The sequence below is a fragment of the Kiloniella majae genome (assembly GCF_002118315.1).
Lineage (GTDB): Bacteria > Pseudomonadota > Alphaproteobacteria > Kiloniellales > Kiloniellaceae > Kiloniella > Kiloniella majae.
The window spans coordinates 1,074,611-1,095,323 of the sequence record NZ_MTSZ01000001.1; the positions used below are offsets into that span (position 1 = coordinate 1,074,611).

15 protein-coding genes are annotated in these 20,713 nt (G+C 47.4%); 14 read left to right on the forward strand and 1 reads right to left on the reverse strand.

What is annotated here, in order from left to right; all coding sequences use genetic code 11:
• The first annotated feature begins 5 nt into the window (after positions 1-5).
• From murD to BKB51_RS05130, 14 genes are all read left to right on the forward strand, one after another.
• A complete protein-coding gene (gene murD, locus BKB51_RS05065) occupies positions 6-1,418 on the forward strand; it encodes a UDP-N-acetylmuramoyl-L-alanine--D-glutamate ligase (RefSeq protein ID WP_085899972.1) in 1,413 nt (470 codons plus the stop codon).
• Positions 1,415-2,548: a putative lipid II flippase FtsW gene (ftsW, locus tag BKB51_RS05070; protein ID WP_085899973.1), complete on the forward strand. Its 1,134-nt coding sequence runs from the start codon at positions 1,415-1,417 to the stop codon at positions 2,546-2,548. The genes murD and ftsW overlap by 4 nt, the downstream gene beginning before the upstream one ends.
• On the forward strand, positions 2,548-3,702 hold the full coding sequence (murG, locus tag BKB51_RS05075; protein ID WP_085899974.1) for an undecaprenyldiphospho-muramoylpentapeptide beta-N-acetylglucosaminyltransferase: 1,155 nt from the start codon (positions 2,548-2,550) through the stop codon (positions 3,700-3,702). Before ftsW ends, murG begins: the two co-directional genes overlap by 1 nt.
• Positions 3,699-5,126: a UDP-N-acetylmuramate--L-alanine ligase gene (murC, locus tag BKB51_RS05080; RefSeq protein ID WP_085899975.1), complete on the forward strand. Its 1,428-nt coding sequence runs from the start codon at positions 3,699-3,701 to the stop codon at positions 5,124-5,126. Before murG ends, murC begins: the two co-directional genes overlap by 4 nt.
• A 2-nt stretch (positions 5,127-5,128) precedes the next feature.
• Positions 5,129-6,082: a UDP-N-acetylmuramate dehydrogenase gene (gene murB / locus BKB51_RS05085; RefSeq protein WP_085899976.1), complete on the forward strand. Its 954-nt coding sequence runs from the start codon at positions 5,129-5,131 to the stop codon at positions 6,080-6,082.
• A gap of 23 nt (positions 6,083-6,105) precedes the next feature.
• On the forward strand, positions 6,106-7,038 hold the full coding sequence (locus tag BKB51_RS05090) for a D-alanine--D-alanine ligase (protein ID WP_085899977.1): 933 nt from the start codon (positions 6,106-6,108) through the stop codon (positions 7,036-7,038).
• The gene (locus tag BKB51_RS05095; RefSeq protein ID WP_085899978.1) at positions 7,035-7,895 is read left to right on the forward strand and encodes a cell division protein FtsQ/DivIB; all 861 of its coding nucleotides are present in this window, start codon (positions 7,035-7,037) and stop codon (positions 7,893-7,895) included. The genes BKB51_RS05090 and BKB51_RS05095 overlap by 4 nt, the downstream gene beginning before the upstream one ends.
• A gap of 67 nt (positions 7,896-7,962) precedes the next feature.
• Complete coding sequence (gene ftsA / locus BKB51_RS05100; RefSeq protein WP_085899979.1) at positions 7,963-9,234, forward strand: cell division protein FtsA; 1,272 nt, start codon at positions 7,963-7,965, stop codon at positions 9,232-9,234.
• Between the two features lie 93 nt (positions 9,235-9,327).
• A complete protein-coding gene (ftsZ, locus tag BKB51_RS05105; protein WP_085899980.1) occupies positions 9,328-11,022 on the forward strand; it encodes a cell division protein FtsZ in 1,695 nt (564 codons plus the stop codon).
• Positions 11,023-11,177: 155 nt separating this feature from the next.
• Positions 11,178-12,131, forward strand: a complete 954-nt coding sequence (gene lpxC, locus BKB51_RS05110; protein ID WP_085899981.1) for a UDP-3-O-acyl-N-acetylglucosamine deacetylase — start codon at positions 11,178-11,180, stop codon at positions 12,129-12,131.
• A 245-nt stretch (positions 12,132-12,376) separates the two neighbouring features.
• A complete protein-coding gene (locus BKB51_RS05115) occupies positions 12,377-13,216 on the forward strand; it encodes an outer membrane protein assembly factor BamD (RefSeq protein WP_085899982.1) in 840 nt (279 codons plus the stop codon).
• Between the two features lie 13 nt (positions 13,217-13,229).
• Positions 13,230-14,906 (forward strand): DNA repair protein RecN, encoded by a 1,677-nt coding sequence (gene recN, locus BKB51_RS05120; RefSeq protein WP_085899983.1) that lies wholly within the window; start codon positions 13,230-13,232, stop codon positions 14,904-14,906.
• A 5-nt stretch (positions 14,907-14,911) separates the two neighbouring features.
• The gene (gene ligA / locus BKB51_RS05125) at positions 14,912-17,020 is read left to right on the forward strand and encodes an NAD-dependent DNA ligase LigA (RefSeq protein WP_085899984.1); all 2,109 of its coding nucleotides are present in this window, start codon (positions 14,912-14,914) and stop codon (positions 17,018-17,020) included.
• Between the two features lie 272 nt (positions 17,021-17,292).
• A complete protein-coding gene (locus tag BKB51_RS05130) occupies positions 17,293-19,587 on the forward strand; it encodes a methyl-accepting chemotaxis protein (protein WP_085899985.1) in 2,295 nt (764 codons plus the stop codon).
• Positions 19,588-19,715: 128 nt separating this feature from the next.
• On the opposite strand, the gene BKB51_RS05135 is transcribed toward BKB51_RS05130, so the two are convergent.
• Positions 19,716-20,471 (reverse strand): substrate-binding periplasmic protein, encoded by a 756-nt coding sequence (locus tag BKB51_RS05135; protein ID WP_085899986.1) that lies wholly within the window; start codon positions 20,469-20,471, stop codon positions 19,716-19,718.
• Positions 20,472-20,713: the final 242 nt, after the last annotated feature.

The window sequence follows — 20,713 nt, forward strand, 5'->3', positions numbered from 1 at the left end:
AATAGATGATCGACTTAAGCACATATATCAGCTCAACCAATGAAAAAGCCTTTGCCGTTTTAGGTCTGGGACGTTCGGGGTTGACTGCTGCATGTGCGCTCGCCCAATCTGGCGCAAAAGTTTGGGCATGGGATGATAACCCGACAGGTCGTGAAAAGGCTGAAGAAGCGGGCCTGACACTTGTTGATTTGAATAACTGTGATTGGAACGCGGTACAAAGCTTGGTGATGTCACCAGGCATCCCTCTGACACACCCGACACCACATCCTGTTGCTGCAGCCGCAATAAAGAATAAAGTTGAAATCATTTGCGAAGTCGAGCTCCTTTACAGGGCTGTGCCCAAAGCAACTTTCATTGGCATCACCGGCACCAATGGAAAATCAACAACGACAAGCCTCATTGCGCACATTTTAACGTCGGCTGGACGTAATATTGCTGTCGGGGGAAATCTTGGTACCCCTGCTCTGGAATTGCCACAGCTGGATAGTACAGGCATCTACGTTTTGGAGATGTCATCCTATCAACTTGATCTGTTATCCCAGCTGACTTTCGATATCGCACTTTTCATGAATATCAGCCCGGATCATCTGGACCGTCACGGCGATATAGATGGTTATATCAAAGCAAAAAAACACATTTTCGAGCGCCAATCAAAAAGCGACACAGCAATCATTGGAATGGATGACAACCATTCCCGCGCAGTGTTCGATGCCGTCAACCAAACCGGAACGGTAAGAACAGTACCGATTTCTGGATCAACCAGATTGGCCGAAGGTGTTTTTGTGGCAGAAGGGCACCTTATTGATGATGTCTTTTCTACCGAAAAAGATGTTGCGGACCTAGGCACAATAGAACGCTTGCCTGGCAATCATAATCACCAGAATGCAGCTGCTGCTTTTGCCGCCTGCCGCTCTGTTGGACTGCCGGATGAACAAATCATTGCCGGGATGAAATCATTTCCCGGTTTAGCTCACCGTCAGGAACTTGTTACGACAAACAACGGTGTTCGCTATATCAATGATTCAAAAGCGACCAATGCAGATGCTGCCGCACGTGCGCTCGGCAGTTATGACAATATCTACTGGATAGCTGGTGGACGGGCAAAAGACGGCGGTATCGAAAGCCTATCACCCTACTTCCCGCGCATTCAAAAAGCTTATCTAGTTGGTGAAAGTGCAGATGCATTTGCCAATCAAATTGGCAGTTCGTTACCTTATGAGATTTGCGGAACGCTTGATGTTGCGGTCACAAAAGCAGCGAATGATGCCTTTCAATCAATTGAACAAGATCCCGTTGTACTTCTCTCTCCCGCGTGTGCGTCTTGGGACCAGTATCGCAGTTTTGAACTTCGGGGCGATCACTTCAAAGAGTGTGTCGCAAAGCTGAAGCATCAACCTGTAAAGGAAATTGCCTCATGAGCACTTTTTCTCGTACAGACACATCTGTTTTAGGCCGCTGGTGGTGGACCGTGGATCGATGGAATCTTGCTGCATTGCTCGCACTTATGGGATTTGGCGCTCTTCTGGTTCTAGCCGCCTCTCCTGCCGCTGCTGACCGGATCAGCGGTGTAGGAACTTTCCAGCTTGCGAAACGCCATTTCTTACTGCTTCCGGCTGCTGCTGCGTTCATGATTGGCATTTCCCTAATGCCTGTAAAAAAAGTGCGCCGTTTTGCCGTTATTGGTATGGGCCTGACAGTCCTTGCTTTACTGGCGACACTAGTGCTGGGCGTTGAAATCAAAGGTGCGACCCGATGGATTAACATTCTCGGCTTCTCTCTCCAGCCTTCTGAATTTGTGAAACCCTTTTTTGCCGTCACGATTGCCTGGATGCTTGCCAGCGCAAAAAGCGACGAAGGTATTCCGGGCACATTGATCGCTGTTGGCATCTGGCTCGTCGTCATCAGCCTTTTACTCATGCAACCGGACTTGGGACAAACAGTCGTTGTAACTGCCATCGGCGGTGTACAGTTATTTTTAGCAGGTCTCCCTATGATTTTGGTCGGTGGATTAGTTCTTTTCGCGGCCCTTGGCTTGATCACCGCTTACTTTACTCTCCCACACGTTACGGCACGTATTGATGGCTTTCTTGATCCCGCAGCAGGAAGTCGATACCAGGTTAATCGTTCGATGGAAGCCTTCAAGAATGGTGGGTTACTTGGGCAAGGCCCTGGCGAAGGCACTGTAAAATCACAGCTACCCGATGCACATTCTGATTTTATCTTTTCAGTCGCTGGCGAAGAACTTGGCCTTATTGCCTGCCTGATCATTGTCAGCCTGTTCGCTTTCGTCGTCTTGCGTGGTTTTAGCCGTCTATTACAAGAGAACAATCTTTTTGTTCTGCTCGCTTGCACAGGCTTGCTCGTACAATTTGGTCTGCAGGCTATTATCAACATGGCATCTGCAATTCACCTCATCCCAACAAAAGGTATGACACTCCCCTTCATCAGTTATGGCGGATCATCACTTCTCGCCTTGGCAGTCGGTATGGGAATGGTACTGGCCTTCACCAGACGCCGCCCTCACGGCGATTATGACGGGGGCATATAATGACAAACAAACCAATGCACATTGTACTCACAGCTGGCGGAACAGGCGGACATATGTTCCCGGCGCGCGCACTTGCCGACGAGTTACTTGCACGTGGCAATAAAGTCAGCCTCGTTACGGATCTAAGAGGTGCCGGTTTTGGCGAAGACCTGAAAGACGTAACAGTTTATCGCGTCTCTGCCGGCGGTGTTGCGGGTGGCGGCATTGTACGTAAAGTCCTTAGTCTCGGTAAAATCTTCATCGGCACCCTGAAAGCCCGGAAACTACTCAAGTCAATCAAAGCTGATGTTGTCGTGGCTTTCGGTGGTTATGCTTCTGTACCAGCAGGTTTGGCCGCCGGGCAATTTGGAATTCCTCTTTTCCTGCATGAACAGAACGCCGTGTTGGGTCGAGCAAATCGCCTAATGGCTACTAAAGCACACGGTATCTGTACCTCGTTCAAGAACGTCAGCCATATCCCGCAGGGATTAGAGAACAAAATCACCCTGACAGGAAATCCGGTTCGTCCTGAGATCCTGGCTCTTCGCGAAGTTGCCTACCCGACACCAGATGATCAGTCCACGTTAAATATCCTGGTCACAGGCGGTAGCCAAGGTGCTACTGTATTTAATACGATTGTCCCCGAAGCCCTTGCCCTTCTCCCCAAAGAAATTCGGACACGCCTTCATATCTCACAACAGGTGCGTGGTGAAGGGGCTGAGACAATCGAAGCCCTCTACAACGACAACGGCATCAAAGCAGATCTCAAAGCTTTTTTTGACGATATGCCAACAAGGCTAGCAACGGCACATATTGCTATCTGTCGCTCTGGTGCTTCAACGGTAACAGAATTGGCCGCGGCCGGACGCCCTGCCATTTTGGTTCCTTACCCCCACGCAACAGATGATCACCAAACTGAAAATGCACGTGATTTCACAGATGCAGGGGCTGGTTGGCTCATGGCGCAGCGCTGTTTAAAGCCACAAAAACTGGCAGATAGATTAATTTCACTTTTTTCACACACACAACTGCTCGAAAGATCAGCATCTTGTGCCCGCAACAGCGCCATCACTGCCGCTGCGAGTAATCTCGCAGATGTTGTGTGCGGCATAAAAGAAAGTAACGGAGACGAAAAATTAACAAGCGAGAACGTTTCAACGGGGGCGGTAGCATGAAAGGCATGCCACTCGACATAGGCCCTTTGCATTTTGTGGGTATCGGCGGTATCGGGATGAGCGGGATTGCCGAAATCTTGCACAATCTCGGATACCAGATTCAAGGCAGTGACATTGCTGAATCAGCCAACGTTCTCCGCCTGCGCGATATGGGTATTAAAGTCATGATCGGCCACAAGGCTGAGAACGTGCAAGATGCCCGCGTTGTTGTCGTATCCTCGGCTATCAAGCTGGATAATCCAGAAGTCGAAGAAGCACGTAATAATCTAACCCCTATTGTTCGCCGTGCCGAAATGCTTGCCGAACTTATGCGCTTCAAATCCTGCGTGGCTGTGGGTGGAACGCATGGCAAGACAACAACAACCTCTATGATTGCTGCGCTACTTGATGGGGGACGCTTTGATCCAACGGTCATCAATGGCGGAATTATCAATGCCTATGGCACCAACGCACGGTTGGGCGATGGTGACTGGATGGTTGTTGAAGCCGATGAAAGTGACGGTACCTTTATCAAACTACCCGCGACAATCTCGGTCATTACGAATATTGACCCGGAACACATGGAATTTTACGGCTCAATAGAAGCACTCCACGATGCTTTCGCAACTTTTGTTAAAAACATTCCCTTCTATGGATTTTCCGTCCTGTGCATAGATCACCCTGTGGTTCAGTCACTGATCGGACGTATTGAGGATCGCAGAATTGTCACCTATGGCTTTAGCCCACAGGCAAAATTCCGTGCCGTGAATGTTCGCACAGAAATCACAGGTAACGTTTTTGATGTCGTCATTTCAAAACGGAGTGACGCTGACAGCAGAACCATTACTGACTGCCGCCTACCAATGCTGGGGAATCACAATATCCTCAATGCACTTGCCGCGATCTCTGTTGCCAGCGAACTGGGTATGAATGATGATGAAATCCGGGCATCGTTGATGGATTTCAAAGGTGTGAAACGCCGCTTCACCAAAACAGGTGAAGTCAACGGCATAACCATCATTGATGACTATGGGCACCATCCCGTCGAAATTGCCGCTGTTTTACAGGCTGCAAGACAAGCTATTGACGAGGATTCGAAAGTAATTGCCGTCGTACAGCCACATCGTTATTCACGCCTGTCAGATCACTTTGAAGGTTTTTGCTCCTGCTTTAACGATGCGGATCAAGTTATCGTTTCTGATGTATACACCGCTGGTGAAGAACCAATTGAAGGGGCCGATCGCGACAGTCTTGTAAAAGGTCTCCTGACACGTGGGCACAGAAACGCGATTGCTTTATCTGGCCCCGACAAGCTTGCTGAGCTGGTTTCTGAAACGGCCACTACAGGTGATGTTGTTGTTTGCCTTGGTGCTGGATCAATATCGGCCTGGGCACATGCCTTGCCTGACGAACTGGACGCAGTACTATCCGGGGGTCGTAAATAAGCATGTCTCAACAGGCTCTTCCAGAAAACCATCTTATACATAGCCTGCCCCCCGTTCGGGGCAACTATAAGACTGATGCGCAATTGGCAAAGGTCACGTGGTTTAAAGTCGGGGGCCCAACAGACGTACTTTATACACCCGCAGATCAGGACGATCTAATTCACTTTCTACAGAACAAACCAGTAGATACACCAGTGCTTGTCATCGGAGTAGGGTCAAATCTCTTGATCCGTGACGGTGGTATTCCCGGCGTTGTTATTCGCCTCGGTCCTGCTTTTGCAAAGGTAGAAGCATCTGATGAAACAAAAAATCAGATTATTACCGGTGCCGCAGCCTTAGATGTCAAAGTCGCAAAAACAGCAATGAAAGCAGGAATTACCGGATTGGAATTCCTCTGTGGTGTTCCCGGCACAATTGGTGGTGCATTGCGAATGAATGCCGGGGCTTACGGTCGAGAAACCAAAGACATCTTGGTTTGGGCCGAAGCAATTGACTTATCAGGAAACATTCAACGCTTTAGTCCCGAGCAATTAGGGTATGCCTATCGTCATTGTGAATTGGGAAAAGAGTGGATTTTTGTTCGTGCCTGTTTTGTCGGCACAGCTGGAAATTCAAGCGAAATTGCTGAGAGAATGAAAGAAATTCAGGATGCACGGGGCAGCACACAACCCATTAAATCCCGTACAGGCGGCAGTACGTTTAAAAATCCTGATGACAACAAAGCCTGGCAGTTAATCGACAAAGCGGGATGCCGTGGCCTCAAGATTGGTGACGCTCAAGTATCTGAACAACATTGTAATTTTCTGATTAACAATGACAAAGCATCCGCACGTGATCTGGAAAATCTTGGCGAAGAAGTCAGGAAACGGGTCAAAGAAACCTCGGGCATAGAATTGCACTGGGAAATAAAACGCCTGGGAAACAAAACGCCTGAAAATAAAGCTGGCGAGCACTAAGAATATAAAAGGAAGAAGCATTTATGACCTGTCATGTCGCATTACTAAAAGGTGGTTTTTCAGCTGAGCGAGACGTGTCTCTTGCCAGCGGAGCTGCCTGTGCTGAGGCATTGCGCAAGGCAGGTTATACCGTAACGGAAATAGATGTTAGCCAAGATATCCCGGCATTGATTTCTCAGTTGCAAGAAAGCAAAGCTGTTGTCGTTTTCAATGCTCTCCACGGACAGTGGGGCGAAGATGGCTGTGTTCAGGGATTCCTGGAACTCTTGTCTCTGCCTTATACACATTCCAAGGTTCTAAGCTCTGCCCTTGCCATGCACAAAGAACGTGCCAAAGCGATGGTTGAGCAAGTTGGCGTACGTGTTCCCGAGAGCAAAAGCATTCAGGCCGTTGATCTGGCTGCGGGTGATCCCTTGCCCCGACCGTATGTTATCAAGCCATTGAGCGAAGGCTCATCCGTTGGTGTTCACATTGTCTTCGAAGGGGACAATCACGTTGCGGCAACGCGCGAAGATCTCGGGTTTTCCGGCGATATAATGGTTGAACGTTATATCCCCGGACGTGAACTGACTGTTGCTGTGATGGGTGACAAGCCACTCGCCGTTACAGAGCTTTCTCCTAAAGAAGGGTTTTATGATTACGAAGCCAAGTATACTGAGGGCAAAACCGATCATATAATTCCTGCATCAATTCCTGAAGCCATATACCAAGAAGCACTGGATGCTGCCCTGAAATCACATCAGGTTCTTGGTTGTGCCGGAGTAAGTCGAAGTGATTTCCGCTACGACGACACAGCAAATGGTGACGGCAAACTCTATTACCTGGAAACCAACACACAACCTGGAATGACAGACCTCAGTCTGGTCCCCGAGCAGGCAAAACATATCGGTATTTCTTTCTCTGAACTCTGTTCCTGGATGGTCCAAGAAGCCTTGGGGAACAAGGAGGAGCTATGAGTAGTAATAAAAAAACCACGCGCAGACGCAAAAGACCTCAGAAAAGGAGTAAAATTCCTTTTCGAGATACAAACTGGCGCAAAGTATTTTGGGGCACAGCCGCCGGAAGCCTAGTCGCAACTGTCGGGCTTGTCACGGTACTATGGACTAATGGCTGGATACCGGAAAAGATCAATCAAGGCGTTGAAGACTTTCATGGTATGACCGCTGATGCTGGGTTATCGGTAGAAGACGTCCTTGTCGAGGGCCGTAAAAGAAGCAACGCTGCAGCTATCCTCAGTAAACTGGATGTAGAGCGCGGCACACCGATTTTATCTTTTTCTCCTGAACAGGCAAAAGCGGATCTCGAGGAATTACCCTGGGTAAAAAGAGCTATTGTTGAACGCCGCCTGCCGAATATTATTTACGTAAATCTGGAAGAAAGAGAACCACTGGCACTCTGGCAAGAAGAAGGCGTTCTGCATGTCATTGATCAAAGCGGCGAAGTGATCGCATCTGCCAAGGCCAACAGATTTTCAAAGCTACCACTTATCGTTGGCCCTGATGCCCCTGATCACGCCCGCGAAATTCTCGCTCTCATAGAAAGCGAGCCAGAGCTTGGTAATCGAGTAAAAGCAGCCGTTCGTGTGAGTGGACGCCGCTGGAACATCCGCCTCAACAACGGTGTTGATGTGCAACTTCCCGAAGAAGACGCCAATGACGCCTGGTCTTTCTTTGCCCGTATCGAACGTGACGAAGGTGTTTTAGAGCGAGACGTTATCGTCGTTGATTTACGCTTGAGAGATCGTCTCATTGTCAGAACGTCCGGTGGCTCTGAAAAAAACAAAACGAAGAAAGTAAAAGGAAAGAAAACTTAATGGTACTGTCCCCTCGTTTCCGGACAAAAACAATGATCACGCCTTCTATCCAGGGAAACCGCCAATCATGAAGCGGAACCCCGGGGCTATCAAGCATGGAACAATAGCTGCCATAGACGTGGGCAGCAGCAAAATTTGCTGTTTCATTGCTCAAATGGATGGCGATAACCCACCGAAAGTAATCGGTATTGGACAACAGGCCAGCCATGGTATGAAGAGCGGCAACATTGTTGATATGGAAGCATTGGAAGATTCCATTCTGAATGCCGTGCATTCTGCAGAGCAAATGGCAAGTGAAACGGTTAATGCAGTACTCGTAAATCTCTCGGGGGGATCACCAGCATCCCACAACATAAACCTCGAAGTTGCCATCAATGGCCATGAAGTTACTGAAACCGACTTGAAACAAGCTCTTGAGCACGCCAGCAAAATTCAGGGGCCAGAAGGCAACGCTGAACAAGGTCGTCAGCTTATTCACTCCCTGCCAACAGGCTTTACCCTCGACGGTAATCGTGGCGTCAAGGACCCAAGGGGAATGCACGGGGAAATGCTGGGTGTAACAATGCACCTTATTACCGCCGCAGCAAATTCTTTGCGTAACCTGACAACCTGCGTCAAACGCTGCCACCTTGACCCCCTAAGTTTTGTGCTCACACCTTATGCATCAGGCCTTGCTTGTCTGGTCGATGATGAAATGGAACTCGGTGTTACTCTGGTTGATATGGGTGGCACAACAACATCGATTGCCGTCTTCAGCGAAGGAAAGCTGGTGTTCAGTGATGTCATCCCTGTTGGAGGCCATCACGTGACCAATGATGTTGCACGTGGTCTTTCCACACCAGTCGCCGAAGCTGAACGCATGAAAACCCTGTACGGTCATGCTGTCGCAACCGTTACAGATGAACGGGAAATGATTGATGTCCCACAGGTAGGCGAAGAAGCTGGTAGCCAACCGCAACAGGTCCCGCGATCACTTCTAGTCGGCATTATACAGCCAAGACTGGAAGAAACTTTTGAAATCGTCCGCTCGAAACTGGAAATGAGTGGCTTCGATAAAGTTGGTGGGCGGCGTGTTGTTTTGACAGGCGGTGCCAGCCAGCTTCCTGGCTTACCGGATCTTGCGAGCTTGATTCTCGACAAACAAGTTCGGATCGGTAGACCGATACGCGTAAACGGTTTGGCAGACGCCACAGGCGGGCCAAGCTTCTCTACCTGCGCGGGTCTTTTGACCTACGCAACCATTGCCCATAACGACGTTCAAACCGAGAAAACCCCCGAGGAGACTCAGCCTCAGAACTTCGTGAGTAAGTTTGGGAAGTGGTTCAGTGAAAATTTTTAAGAAAAAGTTAGGAATTAGCTCGACTGATTCCACTACTTTATAGTACAACTTGACAAACGAATGCGCCGAGTCGGCGTGCAACGGAGGTTAGTGATGGCTTTAAATTTAGATGTACCACCAGTTGATTCCGAACTGACCCCTCAGATTACGGTTATAGGGGTCGGTGGTGCAGGCGGTAATGCTGTAAACAACATGATCCAGAGTAATCTGGAGGGTGTCGAGTTTTTGATAGCAAATACCGACGCGCAAGCAATCGCGCAGTCATCATGTGATCGCACGATCCAGCTAGGCAGAAACATTACCCAGGGCCTTGGTGCCGGATCACGTCCAGACATAGGACAAGCTGCAGCAGAGGAAGCCATGGATGAAATCCTTGGTCACCTCGAAGGCTCGAACATGGTCTTTATTACAGCCGGCATGGGCGGTGGTACCGGAACCGGTGCTGCACCTGTCATTGCCAAATCAGCACGTGATGCTGGTATTTTGACAGTTGGCGTTGTGACCAAGCCTTTCCACTTCGAAGGTGTGCATCGTATGCGCCTTGCGGAAAAGGGTATCGAAGAGCTGGCACAATACGTTGATACGCTGATCATTATTCCAAACCAGAATCTGTTCAGAATTGCCAACGAAAAGACAACCTTCGCCGATGCATTTAAAATGGCGGATGACGTGTTGCGCTCCGGCGTTAGTGGTGTAACCGACCTTATGGTTATGCCTGGTCTGATCAACCTCGATTTTGCTGATATTCGCGCTGTTATGACCGAAATGGGCAAAGCCATGATGGGAACTGGCGAAGCCGATGGCGAAAGCCGTGCGATGGATGCTGCCGAAGCAGCAATTTCCAACCCGCTGCTTGACGAAGTATCTATGAAGGGCGCTCGTGGAGTTCTTATAAACATCACAGGTGGACCAGATCTGACACTGTTTGAAGTCGATGAAGCTGCAAACCGCATCCGGGACGAAGTTGATCCCGAAGCAAACATCATTTTTGGTTCTACATATGATCCGAATATGGAAGGCACCATGCGGGTATCTGTTGTTGCCACCGGTATTGATGCTGAATCAATGAAGAACATTCGTCCACCTGAAACGAAAGAATTCAAAGCGCCGCCAGCACCGTTGAATGTGACACCTGAAGCGCCCGCAGAACCACAGCCTGAACAAGCTGTTGCATCTGTTGCCGAAGCACCTCAACCTGCAGCAACGCCTGTCTCAACACCGGCCGCGGCAGCAAGTGCAGAACCTGCCGCTCAACCAATTATTGAGACAGGACCATCACAAACAAGTATCGAATCAGCGATCACACGCAGTGAAGCTGATGCTCAGCCTGTTTCCGCAACAGCACCACAAGCTGAAATAAAGAACGATACCTTTGTTGCTCCCACCCCGACCACGGTTACAAACCAGAAACCTGCGGCTCCTCAGGTAACAGGGCAAAAGGCAGATCCTTTTGCGGCGGCTGCTCTGGCTAACGGCACGGACAAACACGAAGATGCATCCAAAAAAGGACGCGGCTTGTTTGGACGCATTACCGGTGGTGCAGCACGTGCTCTTCAAGCTGCCACGCAGTCCGAAGAACAAGAAGAGCTTGAGATGGGAAAAGCAACTGTTAATGCCCCTGCGACACCTTCTGTGGCACCGACAGCAACCCCATCCGAATCGCCTGTAGCAGGTAACAGTCAACAGCCAAGATTGACCGGGTTGGATCCTCAAGACCGGATTCAAACGCCATCTACCGAAGAAGACCTTCTGGATATCCCAGCATTTCTGCGGCGTCAGGCCAATTAAAAGCAAATATTTCAAAGTACGTTACATTTCGTAACATATTGAAACAAACAGTGATTTGTTAGAGACAGGGGGACGAGCTATCGTTCCCTTGTTGCATTTTATCGGATGAACAGCTCGGCTGCTCCGGGGGATTAACTAACAAACGAAGCGTACTCATGAAAACCAACACTGCTGCCAATCGTGTACTGAAGCAAAAGACACTCAAAAGCGCAATCAATTGCTCTGGTGTCGGCCTACATTCAGGTGACAATGTTGTTATGACGCTTCACCCTGCAGAGCCAGGTACTGGTATTGTTTTTCACCGTACCGATGTCGCCGGGAAAGGCGCTATTATTCCAGCAACCTGGGAATACGCCATTGAGTCTCCTCTCTGTACCACCCTTGTAAAAGGTGATGTGAAAATCGGCACGATTGAGCACCTTATGTCAGCACTCGCTGGTTTTGGTATCGACAACTGTCGTATTGACATTAATTCTTGCGAAGTACCCGTTATGGACGGCAGTTCATCTCCCTTTGTGTTTCTAATCGAATGCGCAGGCGTTGTTGAACAGAATGCGCCAAAGCGTGCCATTCGCATCCTCAAAGAAGTACGTGACGATGAGGAAACCCGCTCTGGTATCCTGAGCCCAGCAGAAGGTTTCTCTGTCAGTTTCGAAATTGATTTTGATACACAAGCAATCGGACGTCAGGAACTCTTTATGGAAGTCCGCCCCGACCAATATAAACAGGAAGTAAGTCGCGCCCGTACTTTCGGCTTCCTGCATGAAGCAGATCAGCTTCGTAAAATGGGCCTTGCCCGTGGTGGCTCACTGGACAATGCCATTGTTATTGATGGCGATACGGTGATGAATGAAGGCGGTCTTCGTTATGGCAACGAATTTGTCCGCCATAAAATTCTAGATTCTATCGGGGATCTGTTCCTTGCAGGCGCACCAATTATTGGTCATTACCACGGCATTAAAAGTGGTCACGCCCAAACATACCGCTTGGTGAAACAGCTGCTTTCCGACAATAGCGCTTGGGAATGGGCCACCCTACCAGCGGAAAACACTGTTGCTCGCAGCTCTAGCTTTGTTGCACCGGAACGCGCGGTCGCTGCTTCTGTTTAATATTCATCGTATTGAAGATCACAAAAGCCCGGTTTCACTGGGCTTTTTGCATTTATAAACGCTGGAAAAATATTTTTTTTATCCTGAAGAGATCAAGTTATCCTTACGACGCTTGAGGACAAGAGTTTGAAGCCCTATAGTGCTCTGGTTATACCCTTACCATTGGTGTTTATATGCCTATGGAACAAGCCCGAATAAGTCATTTGGGGATGCATAATTTGGTTTTGGATAAAGAGTAACCTAAGATGAATTTCCGTCTTTTCGGACAGCAGATTGATAGTTCCTACAAACAAGTGACCCTTGCGGTATCACTCCTCGCATCTTTAGCAGCTTGTAGCTCTGATGACAGACCCGCTTATGTAGAGCGCCCCGTTGAAGAACTGTACAACGATGCTAATAGCGCCTTAAAAGCAGGTGACAACGAAGATGCAGCAAGGCTCTTTGACGAAGTTGAGCGTCAGCATCCTTATTCGGTATGGGCATCAAAGGCACAGTTAATGGCAGCCTATGCTCTTTATTCCGAGAACAGATATGATGATGCCATCAGCGCCTTGGATCGCTTCATTGATTTGCATCCCGGTAACCGCGATACGCCTTATGCGTATTATCTGAAGGCACTTTGCTATTACGAGCAGATTTCGGACGTCGGACGTGATCAAAAGATGACGCGTGATGCACTGTCGTCTCTACGGGATGTTGTCCGCAGATTCCCCGAAAGTAAGTATGCACGTGATGCTCAGCTAAAAATTGACCTTGCAAACGATCACCTCGCCGGGAAACAGATGACCATCGGGCGCTTCTATCTGAACCGTAAAGAGTACCTTGCCGCAATCAACCGCTTTAGAACTGTCATAGGTCAATACCAGACAACCACACACGTCCCAGAAGCATTACATCGCTTGGTAGAGGCGTATCTTGCACTTGGTATTATTGACGAAGCACAAGCAACTGCTTCAGTTCTAGGGCACAACTTCCCCGGCGAACGTTGGTATCAAGACAGTTACGCGCTCTTAACCGGACAGGATCTGGAACCAGAAGAAAAAGAAGGTTCCTGGATTTCTGAAGTTTGGGATTCCATTCTCTAGTGATAGGTGCTCCATGCTGCTGAACCTTTCCATCAGCAATGTTGTGCTGATTGACCGCCTGGAACTTTCTTTTGATAACGGCCTCTGCGTTCTAACGGGCGAGACAGGCGCAGGTAAATCCATACTGCTTGATTCTCTTGGTCTTGCCCTTGGCGCAAGAGCTGAATCCCGGCTGGTTCGCCAAGGCACCGACAAAGCAACCGTGTCCGCCGTTTTTGATCCAGTATCAGACCATCCCGTTTTCGAGTTCTTAAAAGATAAAGACGTTTCCATCGACGATGATCTGCTCGTTTTCAGACGTGTGGTAAACCCTGATGGCAGAAGTCGTGCTTACATTAACGACACACCAGTTTCCGCAAACCTGCTCAGGCAAGCAGGCGATTTACTGATAGAAATACAAGGGCAATTCGAACAGCGCGGCCTTTTGGATCAGAGTAATCACCGAAACTTACTCGACGCGGCAAGCGATAACGTTCACCTTACATCACAAACCTCCGAGCTTTGGCGCAAATGGCAGGCTCTTTCCAATGAGCGATCTGAAGCCGATGAAAAGCTAGCTCAGGCACAACGCGAAGAGACATTTTTACGTCATTCTCTGGAAGAGTTAGATAATCTGTCTCCGGTTGCAGGAGAGCTAGAAACTCTTTCATCACAAAGACAATTATTAATTCACAGTGAAAAATTAATTCAAGCGATGAATGCTTGTACACTGGAACTTAGCGGAGAAAACGGTATTGGTGGTGCCGAAAATTCGCTTGCCGAAGCACAACGGCACTTGGCAACAACACCAGAAAACGTTAGTGAAAAAATACAGCCTGTGGTCGAAGCTTTGGATCGCGCAACTTTCGAAATACAAGATGCTCTCGCCAACCTCCAAGACGTATCCAATGATCTAGATCTAGATCTAGATCCAGCCCGCCTTCAAGAAACAGAAGAACGCTATTTCCTCTATCAAGACCTCGCCAGAAAGCACCGTGTTGAGCCAAAAGAGCTGGTCAAAGTGCGAGACCAAGTAGCAGAGCAGCTCAAGCTCATCGATACAGGCAACGAACATCTCCAAAAACTAGATCGTTTATGCGAAGAAGCGAGATCTGCCTATGCCAAAGCAGCTGAAAAACTAAGCAAGGCTCGACATAAAAAGGCCAAAGAATTAGATCAGGCAATCAATAACGAGTTACCACCCCTTAAACTCGAGCGTGCCATTTTTCAAACCTCTCTAATTATTCAATCCGAAGAGAGCTGGGGTCAACATGGCTGGGATCAGGTCGCATTTCTGGTCGCGACAAATTCAGGCTCAACACCGGGTCCATTGGGTAAGATTGCATCCGGCGGCGAACTCGCACGGTTTCTTCTTGCGTTAAAAGTCGTTATGGCAAAGGTCAGTCCAATTGATTGCCTTGTCTTTGACGAAGTTGATGCAGGCATTGGTGGTGCCACTGCACACGCAGTCGGAGAACGCCTGTCCCGCCTCGCAGAAGAACGACAAATTCTTGTCATTACGCATAGCCCTCAAGTCGCCGCCAAAGGTATGCAACATCTCAAAGTCGCGAAGTCCTCCAAAGCAGATCAGACCACAACAACTGTTTTCCATTTAAGCAACGAAGAACGCCGGGAAGAAGTAGCCCGTATGCTGTCTGGTGCCGAGATAACCAACGAAGCACGTTCAGCAGCCGATAGCCTTTTAGGATAGATACCTTGACAAAAGACACCTCTACATTCTCTCTCTTTGATCCAGAGACAGAAAGGCTTACCGATGAGCAGGCTACGACTGAACTCGCATATCTCGCAACAGAAATAGCACGTCATGATGCACTTTATTATCAGAACGATGAACCCGAATTAACTGACGCTGAATATGACGTCCTAAGACGTCGGAACGAAGCTATTGAAAAGGCATTCCCGCATCTTGTACGCGAAGACAGCCCGACACATAAAGTCGGGGCAGCACCATCCTCCGGTTTCGGCAAGATAAAACATTCTGTGCCCATGCTCTCTCTTGGGAATGCTTTTGCTGACGAAGATGTTTCTGAGTTTTTGGCACGTATCAGGCGCTTTCTTGGCCTAGGTAAAGATGAGGCGGTAAATATCTTTGCTGAACCCAAGATCGACGGTCTTTCATGTTCTATCCGTTACGAGAAAGGTGTTCTCGTACAAGCAGCAACTCGTGGCGATGGTGCCATCGGTGAAAATATAACCGCGAACGTAAAAACCATTGCCTGTATCCCCCATCAACTCACCGGGACCTCTTATCCTGATGTTGTCGAAATTCGGGGTGAGGTTTACATGCGTCGGGATCGTTTTCAGGAACTTAATACAAATCAGGCATCCACCGGGGGCAAGACATTTGCCAACCCCCGAAATGCCGCAGCAGGGTCATTAAGACAACTAGATCCTTCCATTACATCCGCCAGACCATTAGATTTTTTTGCTTATGCCTGGGGGGAAACTTCTGCGCCCTTAGGTGAAAGCCTAACTGACGTTCGGGCCAAGATGAAATCCTGGGGATTACCCGTTAATCCAGGACAACTATGCACGTCACTAGATGAAATCCTTGGCTATTACCGTCAGATCATGACCGACCGTCCCGATCTTAACCATGAAATTGACGGTATTGTTTACAAGGTGAACCGCCTTGATTGGCAAGAACGCCTCGGTTTTGTCAGTCGTGCCCCGCGTTGGGCTATTGCACACAAATTCCCTGCCGAGCGTGCGATAACACGCCTTAACGAAATAACCATTCAAGTGGGCAGAACCGGCGCACTCACCCCCGTTGCAAACCTTGAACCAATCACGGTTGGTGGTGTTGTCGTTTCCAGGGCAACCTTACACAACAAAGACGAGATTGAACGAAAAGACGTACGTGAAGGTGATAGCATTGTCATCCAACGCGCTGGCGACGTTATCCCACAGGTCGTAGAAGTTATTCTCGAAAAACGTCCCGAGGACTCTGTCCCTTTCCCCTTCCCTGATCATTGCCCTGAGTGCGGATCTCAGGCCACACAAGAAGACGGCGAAGTTGTCACCCGTTGTACGGGCGGCTTGATATGCCCGGCGCAGGCCGTAGAACGTCTGAAGCATTTTGTCAGCAGGAATGCCTTTGACATCGAAGGACTTGGCGACAAACAAATCAAGTTTTTCTTTGAACAAGGCACTATCAAATCGCCAGCAGATCTATTCAGATTGGCCGAGAATGACCGCAGAAGGCTAACGCCCCTTCGAAACCAACCTGGTTGGGGACGGCAATCTGTAGAAAACCTTTACAATGCCATCGAAAGCAAAAGAACAATCGGCCTGGACCGCTTTATCTTTGCCCTTGGCATCCCCCAGATTGGTCAAGCCACAGCTAAACTAATGGCTAAAACCTATGGCACCCTGGAACATATAGAAGAAATCACACAACTTGCGCATGATCCGGAAAGTGATGCCCTGCAAGAGTTACTGTCAATCGACGGCATCGGGGCTTCTATGGCAGGTGATTTGATTGCCTTCTTTAACGAACCTCACAATCAGGAAGTCATCGCCGATCTTAAGGCACAAATAAAAGTTGAAGAGTTTATTCTCGAAATTAATACCGACTCACCAGTAACAGGGAAGACAGTTGTTTTCACTGGCAAGTTACAGACAATGTCCAGGGATGAAGCCAAAGCAAAAGCGGAAAGCCTGGGCGCGAAGGTTTCCGGATCTGTTTCGAAGAAGACTGATTACGTAGTGGCTGGTGCTGATGCTGGTTCCAAACTGAAAAAAGCTGCCGACTTGGGTGTAAGTGTTTTAAGTGAAGAAGAATGGCACAAACTTGTGGGGTGAACTAAAGCGGCTCCACACAACCTTTTTATCATCCAAATCACTTATTTCAACAAGCTATTCTTACAAACACTACACACAACCATAGCGATAATTATATTTTCATTTACCCATTATTAGTAAATAAAATTCAAACTTAAAACCGCTCGTAATCTAAAACTACATAACTGCCAAACTTTGCCGAGTTGGTATATTTCGTAGTCACGAGACAAAACCCCTAGGTTGGATTGAGTATAGGTTCCCACCTCAAACACCTACACAGGAGCGGTTCTGTCATGTTGAAACTTACTTTTTTCCGAAGTGCAAAAATCAGTTTACGTATTAGCCTTATTGCAGTTCTTGCCGTTGCTAGTCTTGTTATTCTTGGTGGTACATTTTTTTCAGGCGATCAATTGGTTGGACGCGCCTTTAACGATCAAGAAAACAATGAAAAACTAGCCACGCTGACAAAAAATATAGAAATTGGTGTCTTACAGATGCGCCGAAGGGAAAAAGATTTCCTTTTACGTAAAGATCAAAAATATGCGGATCTGTACCTCAAACAGGGAAAAGAAATTTCAACAGCATTGACTGAACTTGCAAGCCTTCCAGCAGCAGAAAATCTGCAAACCGAAATTAGTCGCCTTCGCAACAATCTAGATCAGCACTCTCAACAGTTTGAAAAGGTTGTCACCCTATTAACAGCAATGGGACTTGATGAAGAGAGCGGTTTGAAAGGTGACTTACGAACTGCAGTTCATAAGGTAGAGGAACAGCTAAAAATTAACGAACAAGAAGCACTAACAATTAAAATGCTCATGATACGTCGCCATGAAAAAGATTTCATGCTTCGGGGACAGGACAAATATATAAATCGTATCGCAGATCGTCGAACTGAATTTTTACAATTACTTGAAAATTCTACTCTATCCACCCCAGACAAAGAAGAGTTAACTACCTTAATCAATCACTATCAACTTAAATTCTCTCTTTGGGCAGAAACCCACCTAGAAGCGCAAAAGGAAATAACGAATTTAAGTGCAATATTCAAATTAATGGAGCCCGATTTCAAATTGCTGTTTGAAACAGCAGGAACGGGATTGATTCAAGCAAAGACTGAATTAACAAACGTACGCGAAAAGACAAACATCATCACAATTTCTGTTGGTCTTGTTCTACTACTTAGCTCTATTTTGTTAAGTATTCTTATTACACGTAGTATTACACTACCTTTGGGGAAAATTATTTCTGCGATGAAACGTCTTGCAAAGGGCGACCAGACAATTGAACTCACCGGCTTGGATCGCAAAGATGAAATGGGTGAAATGAGTCGCGCCGTCCAGGTTTTCAAAGAGAATTCAATTGAAATCACACAAACACGCGCCGAAAATGCGAAACGCAGAGAAGAACAAGCAGCCAGTCTCAAAGCTGAGATTCTTTCGATTGCAGATGCTCTGGGGCAAGAGGTCAGAGATGCAGTAGAGGACGCCAATGCAAAAACAACCGAAATGAGGTCTGCCTCACGGAATATGAATGAGATCGTAGAATCATTAACGAATAGAACAACATCAGTATCGACCAGTACTGGCCAAGCCAGCGAGCGCATTCAAGCCGTCGCATCTGCATCAGAAGAATTATCCTCTTCTATTGGGGAAATCACAAGACAAGTGGAGCAATCGAATGCCATCACCCTTAAAGCCGTAGGAGAGGCACAAAGTACCGACACAACAATCAGCGAGCTTTCTGGTGCTGCCGAAAAGATTGGTCATGTTGTTAATTTAATTCAAGATATTGCCGAGCAAACCAATCTTCTGGCTTTGAATGCCACAATTGAGGCCGCTCGTGCTGGTGACGCAGGTAAAGGCTTTGCTGTGGTTGCTTCAGAAGTCAAAAGCCTCGCGACACAAACAGCCAAAGCAACGGAAGAAATCAGCGACCAAGTCACATCAATCAGAAGCGAAACCGGCAAGGCTGTTACTGCTATTCGTTCAATCACAGGGACAATTAGTGAGGTTAATGATATAGCTCAAACCATTGGGGATTCGATTGAACAACAAGATCTGGCAACCAGAGAGATCAGTCAAAACGTTCAAGAAACAGCAATCAACACGACCGAAGCCTCAAACGAGGTCAGCCACCTTGCTGTAGAAACAAATGAAGTTAGAAACATATCGACCCAAGTACGGAATAACGCAGATCAGACAGCGGATCAAATTATAGAGCTACAAAACAGAATGGCTGATGTTTTGAAAAAATTGAGAGAGTCTGCTGTTGGCAATCGCCGTTCAACAGAAAGGTTTGATGGCCCTTGGTCCGCAGCTTTAATAAACGGATCAGAGATGATCGACGTTGAATTGACGAACCTCTCACTGAGCGGTGCCAAGGTGAGTCCGCTATCTGTTATTCCCGATCAAGTATCCCAAATTCAGCTTGCAGAATTTAATGAAGCCCTCAACTTTAATATTGTTGAGTTAAATTCAACCGGTGAAATGCGGCTGGCTTTTGTACACACAGCAAATACAGAGTCTCAGCTTGCTGAATATATTGCAGCACACACGAAAGGGACCATAAATCAACAAGCCGTTGCCTAGATTATTTTTGTAAATTCCAAGATAGGAAGTCTCTATGTTTGTCGCATAGAGACTTCTGTTTTAATAATCCGCGTTCATAGCAACTGTGAAGTACTAGGTCTTATATGGCCTTTAGGGATAATAAGGTACTAATTCATGACACCTTTATCTTCGCTTAGTGAACGATTTCTAATGGTATCCAATGCCTGTTGCCACTTTTCAACAATTTCTGTTGGCGTACTGTTTGAAAAAGCAAGATAGAGATCGAATTCACCAATGTCTGCAACTCTTCGGATGCGCGATTGAGGGATATTTTCGGCTTCTAATATGAACTGCAAATAATTTCCATCAAGTGCCAACAGTTCGTATCGATGATCGATCAATCTCAAAATGGCTTTGCGGGAAGTTGCGGAATGATGCAAATTCTTGAATCCCATTGACATAAGGATCTTTTCCGCTGCGCCTCCTCGCTGTACCCCGATACTAACCGCCTCCTTGGCTTGCTCAAGCCTCTGGTCGTTCTCTCCAAAGTATTCATTATCGTTAAGCTCTGATGTATATATCCCCATATTGACCGTCTCAATTGGGCCAACCCATTGAAAGTCAGGCTCTCTCGAAGGAACACGCACAATAGAGAAAATACCACTATTCTCTCTATCTTTTGCATATTTATAGGCTCTTGCCCAAGGCAAAAAGGAAATGGAAGGTTCGACACCTATTTCACGGGCCATTTTCTGGATGATTTTACTGGATAATCCCAGTAATTTTCCATCAACCTCATAGTTATATGGCGGAAAATTCTCTGTATATATCGTTTGGGCGTGTGCAGGTACAAAGAGCAAGCTCAACAGCAGATAAAATACAGCCCCATACCCACATGATCTCATAGATACCAACCAACTCATAGTAGTCGTACTCTTTGACTACAAATCACACACCAATCAAATATAACCTTTGCTCTATAGCAATATGATCAACGAAAAGAGCACGTATCATATGGGAATTGTTTTAACATGTGTTTAAGAAAACGATCTAATTCATTAGCTAAAACATTATATCTACCCTTAGAACACACCAACAAGTCGAGTATACTCTCGCCTGCAGCAACATCGCTTGGCTTTGCAGTCCACCCTGCTAAAATATAGTG

Bases quoted from the DNA above. Each gene is read 5' to 3' on its own strand.
- murD (WP_085899972.1), top strand. From the start codon at position 6: ATGATCGACTTAAGCACATATATCAGCTCAACCAATGAAAAAGCCTTT.
- ftsW (WP_085899973.1), top strand. From the start codon at position 1,415: ATGAGCACTTTTTCTCGTACAGACACATCTGTTTTAGGCCGCTGGTGG.
- murG (WP_085899974.1), top strand. From the start codon at position 2,548: ATGACAAACAAACCAATGCACATTGTACTCACAGCTGGCGGAACAGGC.
- murC (WP_085899975.1), top strand. From the start codon at position 3,699: ATGAAAGGCATGCCACTCGACATAGGCCCTTTGCATTTTGTGGGTATC.
- murB (WP_085899976.1), top strand. From the start codon at position 5,129: ATGTCTCAACAGGCTCTTCCAGAAAACCATCTTATACATAGCCTGCCC.
- BKB51_RS05090 (WP_085899977.1), top strand. From the start codon at position 6,106: ATGACCTGTCATGTCGCATTACTAAAAGGTGGTTTTTCAGCTGAGCGA.
- BKB51_RS05095 (WP_085899978.1), top strand. From the start codon at position 7,035: ATGAGTAGTAATAAAAAAACCACGCGCAGACGCAAAAGACCTCAGAAA.
- ftsA (WP_085899979.1), top strand. From the start codon at position 7,963: ATGAAGCGGAACCCCGGGGCTATCAAGCATGGAACAATAGCTGCCATA.
- ftsZ (WP_085899980.1), top strand. From the start codon at position 9,328: ATGGCTTTAAATTTAGATGTACCACCAGTTGATTCCGAACTGACCCCT.
- lpxC (WP_085899981.1), top strand. From the start codon at position 11,178: ATGAAAACCAACACTGCTGCCAATCGTGTACTGAAGCAAAAGACACTC.
- BKB51_RS05115 (WP_085899982.1), top strand. From the start codon at position 12,377: ATGAATTTCCGTCTTTTCGGACAGCAGATTGATAGTTCCTACAAACAA.
- recN (WP_085899983.1), top strand. From the start codon at position 13,230: ATGCTGCTGAACCTTTCCATCAGCAATGTTGTGCTGATTGACCGCCTG.
- BKB51_RS05130 (WP_085899985.1), top strand. From the start codon at position 17,293: ATGTTGAAACTTACTTTTTTCCGAAGTGCAAAAATCAGTTTACGTATT.
- BKB51_RS05135 (WP_085899986.1), bottom strand. From the start codon at position 20,471: ATGAGTTGGTTGGTATCTATGAGATCATGTGGGTATGGGGCTGTATTT.